The sequence below is a fragment of the Aminobacterium sp. genome (assembly GCF_034926885.1).
Lineage (GTDB): Bacteria > Synergistota > Synergistia > Synergistales > Aminobacteriaceae > Aminobacterium.
On sequence record NZ_JAYFQR010000030.1, the window covers coordinates 23951 to 38226 of the forward strand.

The following is a 14276-nucleotide window of genomic DNA, read 5'->3' on the forward strand; positions in this document are numbered from 1 at the left end:
AGATATGGTGCGGAGGGGGAGACTCGAACTCCCACAGCCCAGAGGCCACAAGGTCCTTAGCCTTGCGCGTCTACCTGTTCCGCCACCCCCGCAGAACGACGGTTATTATAATAGGGCTTACCTATTAAGTCAATACGTTTATAAGCTAAAAAACTAAAATTCTCTTCTTTCTTTAATACGAGCAGCTTTTCCGCTGAGTTTTCTCAGATAATAAAGCTTTGCTCTGCGTACTTTACCAAGACGTTTCACTTCTATCTTATCGATTGATGGGCAGTGGATAGGGAAAACCCTCTCTACTCCTATGCCATTCGATATTTTTCTAACTGTAAACGTCTCGTTTACCCCGCCATGTTTACGGGCAATAACAACACCCTCGAAAACCTGAATACGTTCGCGTGCTCCTTCTGTTACTTTAACGTGAACTCGCACAGTATCTCCTGCCCGAAAGGCTGGTACTTCGTCTTCGTTCTTCATATATTTCTTTTCTACCAGTTTAATGGCATCCATTGCTAACCCTCCTTACTCGCATTACGAAATCTTTTATCTCCAACCGAAAAACCTGTCAAGAGTAACGCCCACAGCGGTTCGAACCGAAAGATGATTATAATCTTCCATTCCCCCAGAAAGCGGTTGCAAAAGTGCGGAACACTTATTCAGAACATCTTCGTGTAAGCCGGAAGCCGTACCGAAGAGAAAAAGAACAGGTTTCTGCAACTCAAGAAGAGTGCGCTTCATTTCAAGCCAATGAATAGCTTCATCATGAAACTTTGCAGTTGTCGCTATTACTAAAGGTTCGTCATGCTCTTTATCTTTTATCCACTGAATAGCTCTATCAACATTTGAAACCGTTTTCATAACCTTAAATGCTTCCGCTCTACTGGGATAAGAGGTAGCACCATACCCCTCTACCCAATGTGAAGCCACGGTTTTAGCAAGTTCTCTTTGGCTTTTCAAAGGAGTTATTACAAGAAACTTCCGCACCCCATAGGTACGGCAAGAACGACTAATATCAGAAAGATCCAACCCTGTAAGCGCTGCTGTTGTTTTTTCCCCACAACGATCAATTACAGGATGGTGCACTAAGGCCACATATACACCTTTCTCCAAATAAGAAGAAATATTCGCCCGACTGAGCAAATCAGGACGTCTACATAATGTACGTTGAACAGCCTGCTGCTTTCGCCATCTGTCTATTTCCTTATCATTACCAGAAAGAAGTACAGGTGGAACTTCTTTATCTTCCCATACTGCCGGTCGTGTGAAATGTGGGAAATCTAACATTCCTCTAAAAAAGGAATCCTCCTCTACAGCACCATTTCGCCCTACCACATCGGGAACAAGGCGAGCCATAGAATCGATAATGGCCATAGCGGGAATTTCTCCCCCCGTTAAAACATAATCTCCAATGGAAACTTCAACATCAACATACTTTTCCGAAAAACGTTCGTCTATTCCTTCATAATGCCCACAGATAATGATGATGTGCTCTCGACTAGCAAGAGATTCAACCATTTCTTGCGTAAGCATTGCCCCCTGAGGACTAGGATAGACTACCGTTGACATTCCAGAAGAAGTCTGTCGAGCTTTTTCCAACGCTTTTGTGAGAGGCTCTGGCATGAGAACCATACCGTCCCCACCAAAAGAATAGTCGTCTATCTGATGATAGTTACCAAGCCCAAATTCTCGAAGATTGATAACGTCGACGTCTATTAGTTTTTTTTCAACGGCCCGGCCAATAATGCTTGTAGAAAGGAAGTCGTTAAAAAACTCGGGAAATGCTGTAATAATAGTAACGTGCATTATTCCCACAATCCTTCAATAAGTTCTATTTTCATGGTTTGATTTTCAATATCCACTTCTTTGATAAACTCTGAAACTGCTGGAATAAAGTGTTCTTTGCCATCTTCTGAAATAACGGCATAGATATCCATTTCCCCTGCAGAAAAAACATCCTTTATTTTTCCTAAATAACAATTAGTTGTTTTCTCATACACATCGACACCGATTAGATCATCAACCCAATATTCCCCTTCTTCCAAAGCATACCTTTCTTCCTCGGGAATTTTGATCAAACCACCCCTGAGGCACTCTGCCTCTTCAACTGTCTGAAGTTCCATCGTATCGGCAATGAGAACTCCCTTGTTTTCAGCAATTCTAATCTTTTCAATGGAGAGAACAGTCATTAAAGAGTCGTCTTCACCGTAAACTGCAAGGCTCTCCATCATAAGGAAACGACGAGGGAAATCAGTGAGAGGCATAATTTTTATGCTCCCCCGAATTCCGTGTACCCCTATGATACGCCCTATAGTTACAAGATTACGGTTTTCCATGACTGTCACCTCAGTCTGCTACGATATCAACTTCCACTCTTTCGTTTTCTTTCACTGCCGCAGCCTTGACTACTAAACGTATAGCATTAATTGTAGCTCCACGTTTCCCTATAACTCGCCCCACATCTTCAGGCGCAACTTTAATCAATACCATCACTATGCCGCGATCATTCATTTCTGAAGTGATAAGTACTTGATCAGGGTCTGTAACAAGGTGATCGACAATATACTTAACGAGATTCTGGTAGTTAGACATCATTATTCAGCAGAATTTTTCTCTGCGGCAAATTTTTCCCACACGCCAGCTTTCTTCAATATGCCACGAGCGGTATCAGAAGCTGACGCTCCGTTTTTCAACCAACGAAGAGCCTTTTCTTCGTCAACCTGAATCACTGCGGGATCTTCCATCGGATTATATACTCCAAGAAGATCGATGAAACGTCCATCTCGCGGTGATCTAGAATCGGCGACTACAAGCCGGTAAAATGGGTTTTTCTTACGCCCATATCGGGCCAAACGAATTCGAACTGCCATTGACTATGACACCTCCTGCTTTTACAAAAAATAGATCTATTCTTTCTTTGCCCTCCTATATGGATACTAGAAGGGTAAACCTTTACCGCCAAAAAGACCTTTAGGGAGACGAGGTCCCTTTTTGCCCTTCCCCATATATTTCCAAAGTTGTTTCATTTGATCATATTGTTTAAGAAGTTGATTTACCATTTGTACGCTGGTACCAGAACCTTCAGCTATGCGCCGCCTGCGGCTTCCCTTTATAATTTGAGGATTGCGCCGCTCCTCTATTGTCATAGACTGAATGATAGCTTTGGATTGTTTTAATCGTTTAGGGTCAAGCTCCGCATTTTTCAACTCTTTCATTTTTCCCATGCCAGGAAGCATATCCATAATCTTATCAAGAGGCCCAAGCTTCTCTATTTGTTCAAACTGCAACAAAAGATCTTCCATGGTAAGCTTGTCTTTCTTAAGACTTTTAGTAATTTTTTCGACATCTTCCTGTGATGTAACCTGCTGAACACGCTCTGCCAAGCCCATAACATCGCCCATACCAATAATACGCTGGGCCATTCGTCGCGCATCAAAAAGCTCTATAGCATCAATGCCTTCGCCTATACCTGCAAATTTTATAGGAACATTCGTCGTTGCCCGAATAGCTAATGCAGCACCACCGCGGGCATCTCCATCCAACTTGCTTAAAACTGCCCCTGTCAAAGTCAGTTTTTCGTGGAAACTGGACGCTACCTTTACTGCTTCCTGCCCTGTCATGGCGTCTACAACTAACAATACTTCGTGGGGCTGCACAAGTTCTTTCAATTGGCTAAGCTCATCCATCAAATCTTCATCTACGTGTAATCTACCTGCTGTGTCAAAAATAACAAGATCATTGAGATGAGCCTCTGCATAGGCAAGAGCCTCTTTGGCAACTTTAAGAACATCTTGAGTGTTATCGGATGGGCCGTAAAAAGCAACTTTGCTTTGTTGCGCAAGAACTTTTAACTGCTCTATAGCTGCCGGACGTCTGAGGTCACATGCAACGACAAGAGGTCTGTGCGCATTCTGAAGGCGCTTTGCTATTTTAACTGTTGTTGTCGTCTTACCACTTCCCTGCAAACCAACCATCATGCAAAGAGTTGGTGGCTTAGAAGCAATGGTAAAAGGAACCACATCAGCCCCCATAAGGCTAACTAATTCCTCATAAACAATGGCAATAACCTGCTGGCCAGGAGTTATGGAATCAAGAACCTCACGCCCAACGCAGCGTTCACGAATTGAATCAACAAGTGATTTAACTACTTTGTAATCCACATCAGCTTCAAGAAGGGCACGCCGTACTTCTCTTAAGGCCGAACTTACATCTTCCTCAGATAATTTACCCTTCCCTTTTAATGCATCAAATACAGATTCCAAACGTTCTTTCAATGCTTCAAACATATATACGATCCCTCCCAGGAAAAGGGGGTAGTAACTCTCTACAAACTTTTTTCCAAATTCTCTATTTGCTTTTCAAGGTTCGTTATCCGAGCATGAAGCTTTAGGAGTTCTTCCAACTCTTCGAGTCTGCTTTTCGCTCTTGTTATAAGATCAAAAACAGCTTGCCTTGATGTATTTAAACGCTCAGCTATCTCTGAAATGGAAAGATCTGAGAATTCATGATATTCATAGGCGTTCCGTTGTTTTTCTGTCAAAAGAGGGCCATACAAATCATAAAGCTCGTTAAGGTAAAGACGTTCTTTAAGAAGATTTTCCTCGTTCATAATAAAATCGAACCTCCTCTTAAAACAGAGAAATTATACGCTTCACCACTTTGAGTGTCAAGAGAAAAACCTTTACAGCATAGCTGGACTTTTTTCACATTTCTTGTAATTATAAGGAGGTTGATCTTCGGCCCTTATGGGCAATAGAAGGAGGCACGAATATGACACATTCACAAGATCCATTTGCAGCCGCACAATCTACAAGTAATCGTCAGTTAGGTCTCGAAGTTGTAAAAGCCCTGTCATCAAAAGGCTTTGAAGCGGTCTATGCTGACAATCGTCAACAAGCCCTCGATGAGGTTTTAAACCTCATCCCTCAAAATTCAACTGTTGGAATTCCTGGAAGCGTCACCATCAGACAAATCGGCGCTCTTGAAAAACTCTCAGAACGAGGATGTACTATTGCTCAGCATTGGGATCCCTCTCTCTCGCCAGAAGAAAAGAAAGAGGTTCTTAAAAAAGAGTTTCTATCTGACTATTTTCTAACAAGTTCCAATGCGCTGACTCAAGATGGCATGCTTGTTAATATTGATGGAACAGGAAATAGAGTGAGTGCTATGGCATGGGGTACAAATACTCTAATTTTTGTTGTAGGAATAAATAAAATAGCACGAGATATAGACAGTGCCCTTGCACGGATACGAGATAAAGCTACGCCTCCAAATGCTATTCGATTAAATATTGATACTCCATGTACTCATGTAGGTCATTGTGTTAATTGCAATAGTCAATCACGTGTTTGCAGAGCTGTACTCATTTTGGAACGTCCCACTATGGGAAGAAAAACCCACGTTATAGTTGTAGGAGAGAATCTTGGTTACTAAACACAAAGATGCATTCTTCCTATTTCTCGTGTAAACTTAACGGACCTGAGGAGGGATGCTCAAATGCCCAAGAGAGGGAAAATAGCACTTGTAGTCGCTGGAGGGCAAATTGGATTAAAAAGAGATGAAGAGACGGGAAGACAGCCTTCCGTAAATGGAGAAACAATGCTTTCATGGCTTCCAGAGAGCCTAACGGAAAATGTGGTGCTTGTGGATTGGAGTCATCAACCAAGCAGCCATTATTCTATACGTATGACAACTGATCTCATTCAAATATTGAATAAACTCGTTGTCGATGGCATTGACGGAATTGTTGTTTCAAGTGGTACTGACACGCTAGAAGAGATGGCCTATTTAACAGATCTTCTGTGGGCCTATCCTCAGCCTGTCATATTTACAGCAGCAACGTTACCTTACGACCTTGCCGGAACAGATGCTGTTATTAATTTAACTCAAGCCCTTAATGCCGCTTCTTCTCAAAAATGTTGGGGACTGGGAGTAATGATATGCCTGCAGGACCAACTTTTTGCCGCCGCAGAAATAACAGAAGAAACTAATCATCGAAGGAACGCCTTTATTTCTCCAGACAGAGGCCCCGTTGGAGAAATAATAGGGGAAGATATTCATATACTCAGGGTATATAAACGAGGGAAAATACTTGAAGGAAATCTGGTGCCAGCAAGAAACGTTGAGTTAATATATGCAAATCTTGGAGGAGGCGAGATTCTCGTCAAGATACTTTCTGAAACAACGGATAAAGATCTGGATGGTCTTGTCATTGCGGGGTTTGGCGACGGCGCCGTTCCGCCCTCTTGGATTCCATTTCTAAGAAAAATTATACGAGATGATATTCCTGTTGTTATAACCTCGCGATGTTTCATGGGACGTACTCGTCAATTCTTTGCTTACGAAGGAAGTTTAAATAAACTTCTTGAATTGGGTGCTTATGATGGTGGGAATTTACGCCCACTTCAGGCTCGTTTAAAGCTAGCTGCCGGATTGGGCGCCGGGCTAAAAGGCCCAGATCTTCAAAAATACCTCTATAATGGTTAATAGAAAAGAAGGCGAAGGAATTTTATTTCCTTCGCCTTCTTTTTCCTTTTACAACATATGAACAACATCAAAAATCATTTTTGCTGCACTCGCAAAAATTACTGTAGCTAGAACCCATCTTAACCAATTGTTTCCCTTTGCAATACTAAATCGAGCGCCTAAAAAGCCACCTATCATCGTGCCACATGCAATAATAAGCCCTGTCTGTAAATGCACTAATCCCCGAGAAGCGAAGAGGAGCAAGCTAATAGCTGTGTAACATAGAATAACTGTAACTTTAATTGCGTTAGAATGTAACAAGTCATATCCCGTCAAACCAACAAAAGCCCAAATAAAGAAAAAGCCTACTCCAGCCTGAACAAAACCACCATAGATACCTATAAAGAAAAAGATAATTCTAAGCAACCATGGAGAACCTCTGCGAACGCCTGTACCTTCCCACATTTTTGGCTTAATCACGAGGAGAACAGCCATTATACAAATTAAAATAGAGATAACAATTCGCAAAAAAATTTCATTGAGCTCTATAGCCAAGAAAGTTCCTGCGACTGCCCCTAAAGCTGCTGGAATAATAAAAAATAGCGCTTCCTTAGGACGCAAAACCCCCTCTTTGTGGAACTTCCCGCTCGCAACAAGATTCTGCATGAAAATCCCCACACGATTCGTTGCATTTGCTACGCTCATATCCATTCCAAGAAAAACGAGAAGAGGCAACATCAACATACTTCCGCCACCAGCGACTACATTTAAGAAACCTGCGACTATACCTACGATTAAAATAAGTGCTACGTTAAAAAACGACACTCCTACCACCCCATTGTAAGACGAAACTTAATATTCTTAAAATGTAGCCTGTTCCATGATACAATATTGAAAAGATCATTTCCCACCGGGAGGTGTAGAAATGAAATACGCAGCGACTGATGAAATGATAGTAATACGTCTCACTGATGGAGAAGACATCCATAATTCCATCAATTATGTGTGCAAAGAACAGGATGTTGACTCTGCGGTTATTGTCTCGGCGGCAGGCATGGTATCAAGCGTCACTTTCGGTTGGTTTAATGGTAAGGAATACGAAAAAGTCACGTATAACGAAGTTATGGAACTCTCTGCTCTGAGTGGAAACGTCAGTTACAAACAGGCAGGAATATATCCTCATTTACACGCAGTATTTAGTCGCCCCGACCATACATGCCTCGCTGGTCATATCTTACACGCGGTCACTTTTCACAATATTGAAATATGCATTATTCCCCTCAAAACTCTTTATTTAAATCGAGAATTCGACGAATGGTTTGAAGCGTTAGCTCCAGAAAAACGTCTATAGGTCTTTTTTAATATCAGCTTTTTCTCCTTCCGTAAGACGGCATAATTCTTCGGGAGAAACGGGGAAAAATGCATGATCAGTACCAGCAGCAGCCCATACAGTTTCATACTGGAAAAGATCCTCATCTAAAAAAGTGGGGATCTTTTCCGGATATCCAACTGGAGAAACCCCACCTATTTTGTACCCCGAGTATTCGTAAACAAATTCTGGAGATGCCATTTTTATTTTCTTAGCTCTCAGAATTTTTTTTACTTTCTTTGTATCAACCCTATTCGGCCCCGACATAAGAGCCAATAGAGGTTCCTCATCAGCCAACAAAAGGAGCGTCTTCAAAATATGTTCCTCAGGTGCTCCTACTGCATGAGCAGCATCCTCAACCGTAAAAATAGTTTCCTTGCTTATGGTGATATTTCCTTCGTAACCGTTCTCATCAAGGAAAGCCTTAACGTTGTCTACTGGATCAAAAACTACGTCCGTCGACACCAGTTACACCTCCTGTGTTTTTTTTATTCTTTCAGACAAAAACTCTATAAGCAACTCCATTGCTCGGGTAGAAACTGTGCCATACGTGATGTAAAAAGAGCGCTTTAATGCCGGGCTAAAAGGTATTTTTGCTAATCGAGGATTTTTCTCCACTGCCAATTTTGAAACTATCCCCGCCTCCGCACCTGATTCAACGGCATTAACCACAGCAGACACATGACCAAAGCTTAACCCAAGCTCTTTTTCTTCTCCGTAATATTCTTTGAAAGCATCTTGCCATAATCTACGAGTAGCGGAACCTGGAACGCGCCCCACAATATCAAGAGCCTCTATATCTTTCATTGTTATTGACTTCCGTAGAGCTAAGGGATGATTCGGTGGAACAATAAGAACGAGTTCATCTTCACATAGCGGATACGACTCTAGTCCTGAAGTATTGCGGCTAAATCCAGTGACAGCCAGATCCACTTCTTTCGTAACGAGTTTTTCGATAGCTTCTCTAGAATCAGATATGTAAACTTCAACATCTATTGAAGGATATTCTTTGCGAAATTCGACAAGCATCGATGGCAACACAAAATCTCCCGGAATTGAACTGGCACTTATAGTGACAGTTCCTGCTACTTCTGCTGAAGCGTTAGAAACTTCTCGTTTTATATCATTCAAAGAAGAAACAACTTTCTTAGCAAAATTGTAAAGGATCTCGCCCTCTACTGTAAGCTTAGAACATTTCTGTCCTCTTACAAAAATTTTAATACCCATCTCTTTTTCAAGACGAGCTATATGTTTACTCACCGCTGGTTGGGAGATTCCTAAAGATGCTGCAGCCCCTGAAATACTCCCTTTTTCAAGAATTTCTACAAGGCTTTCAAGCTGTCTGAAATCCACGTCTTTATTCCCCTTTCTTTTATCTTCGTCAATAACAAAATATTTTTAGTCTTTATTTTTACCTTTCATGTAGTATCATTCAGCAGGTAAAAACAGTCAAGAGAGCTTTTTTTGCAACGTAATTTACAATATGTAATCAAGTTTCTATAATACACATTATATGATAACGAAGCTGAAATGGAGGTTTCTATTCTATGAGTTTAGGAATACGCATTAAAACATTACGAAAAGCCGCACGACTAACACAACAAGCCCTTGCAGATAAAACTGATGTGAGTCGAATTTATATACAAGCCCTTGAGAGTAACAGGCGACTTCCATCAATGAAACTTCTTGCGAAATTAGCTCAAGCTCTTGATGTTGAAATCACAGACCTCGTAAAAGGAGCTCCTTCAGACGAAGCAGGAAGAGTTCACCTTGAAGAAGTTCTCGAAAATGCAGAAGACGTAGAAATTTGGTATAAGAGCTATCGTTTTTCTAAAAATGAACTCTCTTTCATAAAGCAAATTATAGAAGCAACTGTCTCTTTTTGGCAAAACGAAAATATAGATCAGAAAGGCTAATGAAAAAAGATGAAACGAAGAGCAGTCTTCCTCCCTATGAGAAATTGCCCACATCGCTGCATATACTGTGATCAGGGGGCCATAACAGGAGAATATCAACCACCATCACCTTGGGAAGTCAAAAATATGCTGGCAGAGCTTTCTGAACCAGTTGAGCTTTGTTATTTTGGCGGAAGTTTTACGTGTCAACCATTGACATTGCAGGAGGAATATCTAAAAGCGTTAGAAACAGCGCCTGTTGGTAGTTGTGTTCGCTTCTCTACTCATCCTCTGTGTATTTCCGAAGAGAGGCTGCAATGGTTAAAACAGTTTCCCGTTTCTATGATTGAGCTGGGGATATCCTCTCTTGATGATCATATTCTCTCTCTCTGCAATAGAGGATATTCTGAAAAGGAGGCTTTACACGCTCTTCATCTCATTCAGGAAAATGGTTTTTGCGCAGCTGCTCAAATGATGGTAGGACTTCCTGAACAAACTTTGGAAAGTTCTCTCAGTGACATACAAAAACTTGCAGAACTAAAAGGGCCTTGTGAAATGACTCTTCGTTTTTATCCTTGTCTTGTGCTAAGAAATACAGCGTTGGAACAACTTTTAATAATGCAAAGATATGAACCGCTATCTGTGGAAGAAGCTGCCCATTGGGTAGGCTCTCTCCTTTATAATGCGCGAAAATTAGGGTTCGCTGTCCAACGTGTGGGACTTCAAGAAACGGAAACTTTAGAAGAATCTGTGGTAGCTGGACCTCACCATCCAGCTTTTGGAGAATTAGCCAAGAGTATAGCACTAGCTCTTGCATTAATAGAGAATGCTCCTCAAGGCCCCTGGACTGTTTTTAAGAAAGATATATCTTTATTCAGTGGACACGGTAATTGGGGACTTTCTGTGTTATCTTCAATGACCGGTCTAACTCCTAAAGCAACTAAAGATCGCCTTTTTATATGGGATAATCTTCACTAACTTTTGTTCATTATTGACGGAAATCATAACTTGAAATAAACTCAAGTACACAGAACCTTATTAAAAGGGTTTTCTGCTACATGGAGGTGTTTTTATGTCTGATCAGGATTTTTTGGATCTCTTAAGGCAGAAAATGGATGGTATGCCTAACAAAGCAAGACGGGTTGTTGAATACATTCTTGCAAATTCAAGAGAAGCTGCTTTTTTATCTATCGGAGAGGTTGCTGATAAGCTGGATGTTTCCAAAGCACAACTTGTTCGAGTAGCAAGGATGCTTGGCTACGATGGGTACGCATCGTTGAAAGATGCTCTTAAAAAGACGGTGTTACAACAAGTTAATCCATCTGCCATGCTTTCGAAAATTATGAAAGATCACAAAGACATACCCGACGAAATATATCGTCTCGAACATGCCAATATTGACGACACGTGGAATCAAATTCAGGCAGATCAGGTTTCGACTTTTTGTTCTATGTTGCAAGAAGGCAAGACTATTTTTTGCGTAGGCTGGGGAATATCTGCTCTGGTAGCCGAATCTCTTTATACTCGTCTTCTAGAGTTAAGTTTGAAAGGAGTTCTTTTAAAGCGAGGATCTCTGGCTCTTATCGAGCAAGCAAGAGCGATAGAAAAAGGAGATATTGTCATTGTTTGCGAATTGCCTAGCTATGTAATAGAGGTTACGGACTCAATAAAGTTGGCAGCTGAACGAGGAGCTCGGATTATTACGATTACTGATAGTCCAGCTGCCCCTGTATGTAAGTTCGCCAAACTTTCTTTCTTTGTCAGCGATATGAGCCCTACTTTTGGCAGTTCAATAATAGGGCCTATCTTCTTGATTCACATTCTTACGTCTGTTTTAGCAGCAAACATGGGCGATCAAGCTAAGAAAGCGCTTGAACGACAAGCCAAAGGCTTGCATGATGAGCGAATATATTATCCTACATATGAACTTCGATATTAGGAGTGTAAATTACGCTTTCAGAATCAATTCGTCTCCTGGATTTAATATTTTGACATTTGCTCTTTTACCTACAAGGGTTGCGAATTCTTTTGGATTCGCCTTAATAAGATCAAATGTATTGTAATGTATCGGTACAACGATTGATGGTTGAATAAAGTCTACAGCCTTTACAGCATCATAAATATCCATTACAAAATTGCCACCAATAGGAAGAAGGGCGACATTGACGTGCTCTTCTTTCAAAAGGTGCATTTCCATTGAGAGACCGGTATCACCAGCATGGTATATCTTTTGACCGTGAATCTCGATGAGAAAACCACATGGATTTCCCCCTGCTACAACATTTCCATTTTCGTCAGTAAGGTCGGATCCATGAAGAGCTGGAGTCATTTTCACCCTGCCAAAGGGAAATTCAAAAGAACCGCCAATATGCATTGGATGACACGAAATGTTCTTTTTTCCCAGATATTGTGAAATCTCGAAATTAGAAATTACGATCGCTTGAGTACGCCGACAGATTTCTACTGTGTCTCCTAAATGATCTCCGTGACCGTGGGTCACAAAGATGTAATCAATCTTATCGAAAGAATCAAGAGTATCTACAGCTTGAGGGTTACCTGTAATAAAAGGATCGATTAGAAATTTCTCCTTTTCTGTTTCGATAAGAAAAGCAGAATGTCCCACATAATAGATGCGAATCATATCTAACAGCTCCTTTCTCAAAATATAAGAATGTTAAAAAAGGCCGGATTTAAATCCGGCCTTTTTTGAATTCCTTTAATCCTCTTCAATATGGGCAACACTTTCAATATAAAGTTCCTGAAGCTGATCTAAACTTACAACAGAAGGTGCCCCCGACATCAAGCATTGCGCTTTTTGCGTCTTTGGGAAGGCCATAACATCGCGTATTGATGTAGCCCCGCACAAAAGCATTACAAGACGATCAACACCAAAAGCAATTCCTCCATGGGGAGGTGTTCCTGAACTTAATGCGTCTAGCAAAAATCCAAAACGCTTTCGTGCCTCTTCTCTGCTAAAAGCCAAACACTCGAAAACTTTTTCTTGAACTTCTGGGTCGTGGATTCGAATAGAACCTCCACCAACCTCGTTCCCGTTTAATACGCAGTCATAAGCACGAGATCTGACTTTTTGAGGGTTACTCTCCAATAATTCAAGATCCTCCAGAACAGGAGAGGTAAAGGGATGGTGAACAGCAACCCATCTATTTTCTTCCTCGTCACGCTCAAAAAGTGGGAAGTGTACAACCCACAAAAACTCCCATTTTCCGCTATTAATAAGACCATGCTCTTTTGCAAGTTCTAAACGAAGCTGACCTAAAATCTGGCTTACTGTCAAACGATCAAGATCTGCTAAAACAAAACAGGCGTCTCCTTCTTTCAAAGAAACTGTCTCTATCAAACGTTGTTGCAACTCATCCGAAAGGAACTTTGCCAATGGTCCTTTAAGTTTTCCTTCTTTGAGTTGGAAACATGCAAGTCCGTTAGCTCCAAGCTTCTTTGCTTTTTCCTCAACAAGAGAAACTTCTTTTCTAGAAAGGGAAGCTCCTCCAGGCAAAGGCAACCCTCGTACAAATCCGCCTTTATCAATAAGTTCCTTAAATGGAACAAACTCACTCTCCTTAAAGACCGCGCCCAGATCATGAATTTCAAAGGGTATTCTCAAATCTGGCTTGTCACTTCCGAAACGATCCATAGCTTCCCAATATTCCATCCGCCTAAATGGTGTAGGAATTTTCACAGAAGCTATCTCTTCGAAAAGGCCTGCCATGTACTCCTCAATAAGAGCGTATATATCTTCCTCATCTATGAAGCTCATTTCCATATCAATCTGTGTAAATTCAGGCTGCCTGTCTGCACGAAGATCTTCATCTCTGAAACACTTTACAATCTGAAAATATCGATCAAAGCCGCTTATCATTAAAATTTGTTTAAATATCTGAGGCGATTGTGGCAATGCAAAGAAAGTCCCTGGATTTACACGACTTGGAACTAAGTAATCCCGAGCTCCTTCTGGAGTCGATTTGGTCAGCATTGGAGTTTCAATATCTATAAAGCCATGCTGTGCAAGAAAATCTCTTGTATATCGAGTAATCCTATTTCGTATTCTCAAGTTTTTTTGCATCTTGTCTCGCCGTAAATCAAGATAGCGATAACGCAACCGTAAATTTTCATCGACTTTGTCTGTAGCATCCGATATTTCAAAAGGCAGAGGGGCGGCAGGAGAAAGCAACAAAAAGTCTTCGACAACAACCTCTACTTCTCCCGTTTTCATAGAACTATTTACTGTACCTTCCGGCCTCTTCCCAACTTTGCCACGAACAGAAATAACATATTCACTACGTAATGTTTTGGCTCGTTCATGAACTTCTGGCACAATTTCAGGATTAAAGACAACTTGGGTAACTCCAGTATTATCCCATAGCTCAACAAAGATGAGTCCTCCAAGGTCTCTCCGACGTCGTACCCAACCGTTTAAAACTACTTGTCGTCCTTCATCTTCAAGACGAAGGGCTCCGCACATCTCTGTGCGCTTCCAGAATGCATCAAAATGTTCCGACCTGCTCATTCTATAACCTCCACCACACGGCAAACTT

18 protein-coding genes and 1 tRNA gene are annotated in these 14276 nt (G+C 41.3%); 6 read left to right on the top strand and 13 right to left on the bottom strand.

The window, feature by feature from the left end; translation table 11 throughout:
- Positions 1-5: 5 nt before the first annotated feature.
- The 8 genes from VB083_RS10755 to ylxM form a co-directional block, all read right to left on the bottom strand.
- A tRNA-Leu gene (locus tag VB083_RS10755) sits at positions 6-92 on the bottom strand.
- Positions 93-153: 61 nt separating this feature from the next.
- A complete protein-coding gene (gene rplS / locus VB083_RS10760; protein ID WP_213690313.1) occupies positions 154-507 on the bottom strand; it encodes a 50S ribosomal protein L19 in 354 nt (117 codons plus the stop codon).
- 33 nt (positions 508-540) lie between these two features.
- Entirely contained in the window at positions 541-1800 is a 1260-nt protein-coding gene (gene trmD / locus VB083_RS10765; protein WP_213690314.1) for a tRNA (guanosine(37)-N1)-methyltransferase TrmD, read from the bottom strand.
- Entirely contained in the window at positions 1800-2330 is a 531-nt protein-coding gene (gene rimM, locus VB083_RS10770) for a ribosome maturation factor RimM (protein ID WP_213690315.1), read from the bottom strand. The genes trmD and rimM overlap by 1 nt, the downstream gene beginning before the upstream one ends.
- A gap of 10 nt (positions 2331-2340) precedes the next feature.
- A complete protein-coding gene (locus VB083_RS10775; RefSeq protein WP_323402049.1) occupies positions 2341-2589 on the bottom strand; it encodes a KH domain-containing protein in 249 nt (82 codons plus the stop codon).
- Positions 2589-2864: a 30S ribosomal protein S16 gene (gene rpsP / locus VB083_RS10780; protein ID WP_213690316.1), complete on the bottom strand. Its 276-nt coding sequence runs from the start codon at positions 2862-2864 to the stop codon at positions 2589-2591. Before rpsP ends, VB083_RS10775 begins: the two co-directional genes overlap by 1 nt.
- Before the next feature lie 66 nt (positions 2865-2930).
- The gene (gene ffh / locus VB083_RS10785) at positions 2931-4280 is read right to left on the bottom strand and encodes a signal recognition particle protein (RefSeq protein WP_213690317.1); all 1350 of its coding nucleotides are present in this window, start codon (positions 4278-4280) and stop codon (positions 2931-2933) included.
- 38 nt (positions 4281-4318) lie between these two features.
- Positions 4319-4603, bottom strand: coding sequence for a YlxM family DNA-binding protein (ylxM, locus tag VB083_RS10790; RefSeq protein WP_213690318.1), 285 nt, complete (start codon positions 4601-4603; stop codon positions 4319-4321).
- A 161-nt stretch (positions 4604-4764) separates the two neighbouring features.
- On the opposite strand from ylxM, the gene VB083_RS10795 reads away from it, so the two are divergent.
- Both VB083_RS10795 and VB083_RS10800 read left to right on the top strand, forming a co-directional pair.
- Positions 4765-5427 (top strand): lactate utilization protein, encoded by a 663-nt coding sequence (locus VB083_RS10795; protein WP_213690319.1) that lies wholly within the window; start codon positions 4765-4767, stop codon positions 5425-5427.
- Between the two features lie 63 nt (positions 5428-5490).
- The gene (locus tag VB083_RS10800) at positions 5491-6480 is read left to right on the top strand and encodes an asparaginase (protein WP_213690320.1); all 990 of its coding nucleotides are present in this window, start codon (positions 5491-5493) and stop codon (positions 6478-6480) included.
- Positions 6481-6528: 48 nt separating this feature from the next.
- On the opposite strand, the gene VB083_RS10805 is transcribed toward VB083_RS10800, so the two are convergent.
- Positions 6529-7284 carry a sulfite exporter TauE/SafE family protein gene (locus VB083_RS10805; RefSeq protein ID WP_213690321.1) on the bottom strand — a complete coding sequence of 252 codons (756 nt, stop codon included), beginning with the start codon at positions 7282-7284 and terminating at the stop codon, positions 6529-6531.
- Between the two features lie 100 nt (positions 7285-7384).
- On the opposite strand from VB083_RS10805, the gene VB083_RS10810 reads away from it, so the two are divergent.
- Positions 7385-7810: a PPC domain-containing DNA-binding protein gene (locus VB083_RS10810; protein ID WP_213690322.1), complete on the top strand. Its 426-nt coding sequence runs from the start codon at positions 7385-7387 to the stop codon at positions 7808-7810.
- On the opposite strand, the gene VB083_RS10815 is transcribed toward VB083_RS10810, so the two are convergent.
- Both VB083_RS10815 and VB083_RS10820 read right to left on the bottom strand, forming a co-directional pair.
- Positions 7805-8293 (bottom strand): YbaK/EbsC family protein, encoded by a 489-nt coding sequence (locus VB083_RS10815; protein WP_213690323.1) that lies wholly within the window; start codon positions 8291-8293, stop codon positions 7805-7807. The two genes, VB083_RS10810 and VB083_RS10815, sit on opposite strands and share 6 nt — an antisense overlap.
- A gap of 3 nt (positions 8294-8296) precedes the next feature.
- Entirely contained in the window at positions 8297-9181 is an 885-nt protein-coding gene (locus tag VB083_RS10820; RefSeq protein ID WP_213690324.1) for a LysR substrate-binding domain-containing protein, read from the bottom strand.
- A gap of 194 nt (positions 9182-9375) precedes the next feature.
- Between VB083_RS10820 and VB083_RS10825 the strand changes: the two genes are divergently transcribed.
- The 3 genes from VB083_RS10825 to VB083_RS10835 all read left to right on the top strand — a co-directional run bounded on the left by VB083_RS10825 (position 9376) and on the right by VB083_RS10835 (position 11662).
- Complete coding sequence (locus tag VB083_RS10825) at positions 9376-9744, top strand: helix-turn-helix domain-containing protein (RefSeq protein ID WP_213690325.1); 369 nt, start codon at positions 9376-9378, stop codon at positions 9742-9744.
- A gap of 36 nt (positions 9745-9780) precedes the next feature.
- Entirely contained in the window at positions 9781-10701 is a 921-nt protein-coding gene (locus VB083_RS10830) for a radical SAM protein (RefSeq protein ID WP_213699322.1), read from the top strand.
- Between the two features lie 94 nt (positions 10702-10795).
- Positions 10796-11662, top strand: coding sequence for a MurR/RpiR family transcriptional regulator (locus tag VB083_RS10835; RefSeq protein ID WP_213690327.1), 867 nt, complete (start codon positions 10796-10798; stop codon positions 11660-11662).
- Between the two features lie 9 nt (positions 11663-11671).
- Here the strand turns inward: VB083_RS10835 and VB083_RS10840 are convergent, their stop codons facing one another.
- Both VB083_RS10840 and aspS read right to left on the bottom strand, forming a co-directional pair.
- Positions 11672-12364 (bottom strand): metal-dependent hydrolase, encoded by a 693-nt coding sequence (locus VB083_RS10840; RefSeq protein ID WP_213701132.1) that lies wholly within the window; start codon positions 12362-12364, stop codon positions 11672-11674.
- A gap of 75 nt (positions 12365-12439) precedes the next feature.
- Positions 12440-14248, bottom strand: coding sequence for an aspartate--tRNA ligase (gene aspS / locus VB083_RS10845; RefSeq protein WP_213699320.1), 1809 nt, complete (start codon positions 14246-14248; stop codon positions 12440-12442).
- Between the last annotated feature and the right edge of the window lie 28 nt (positions 14249-14276).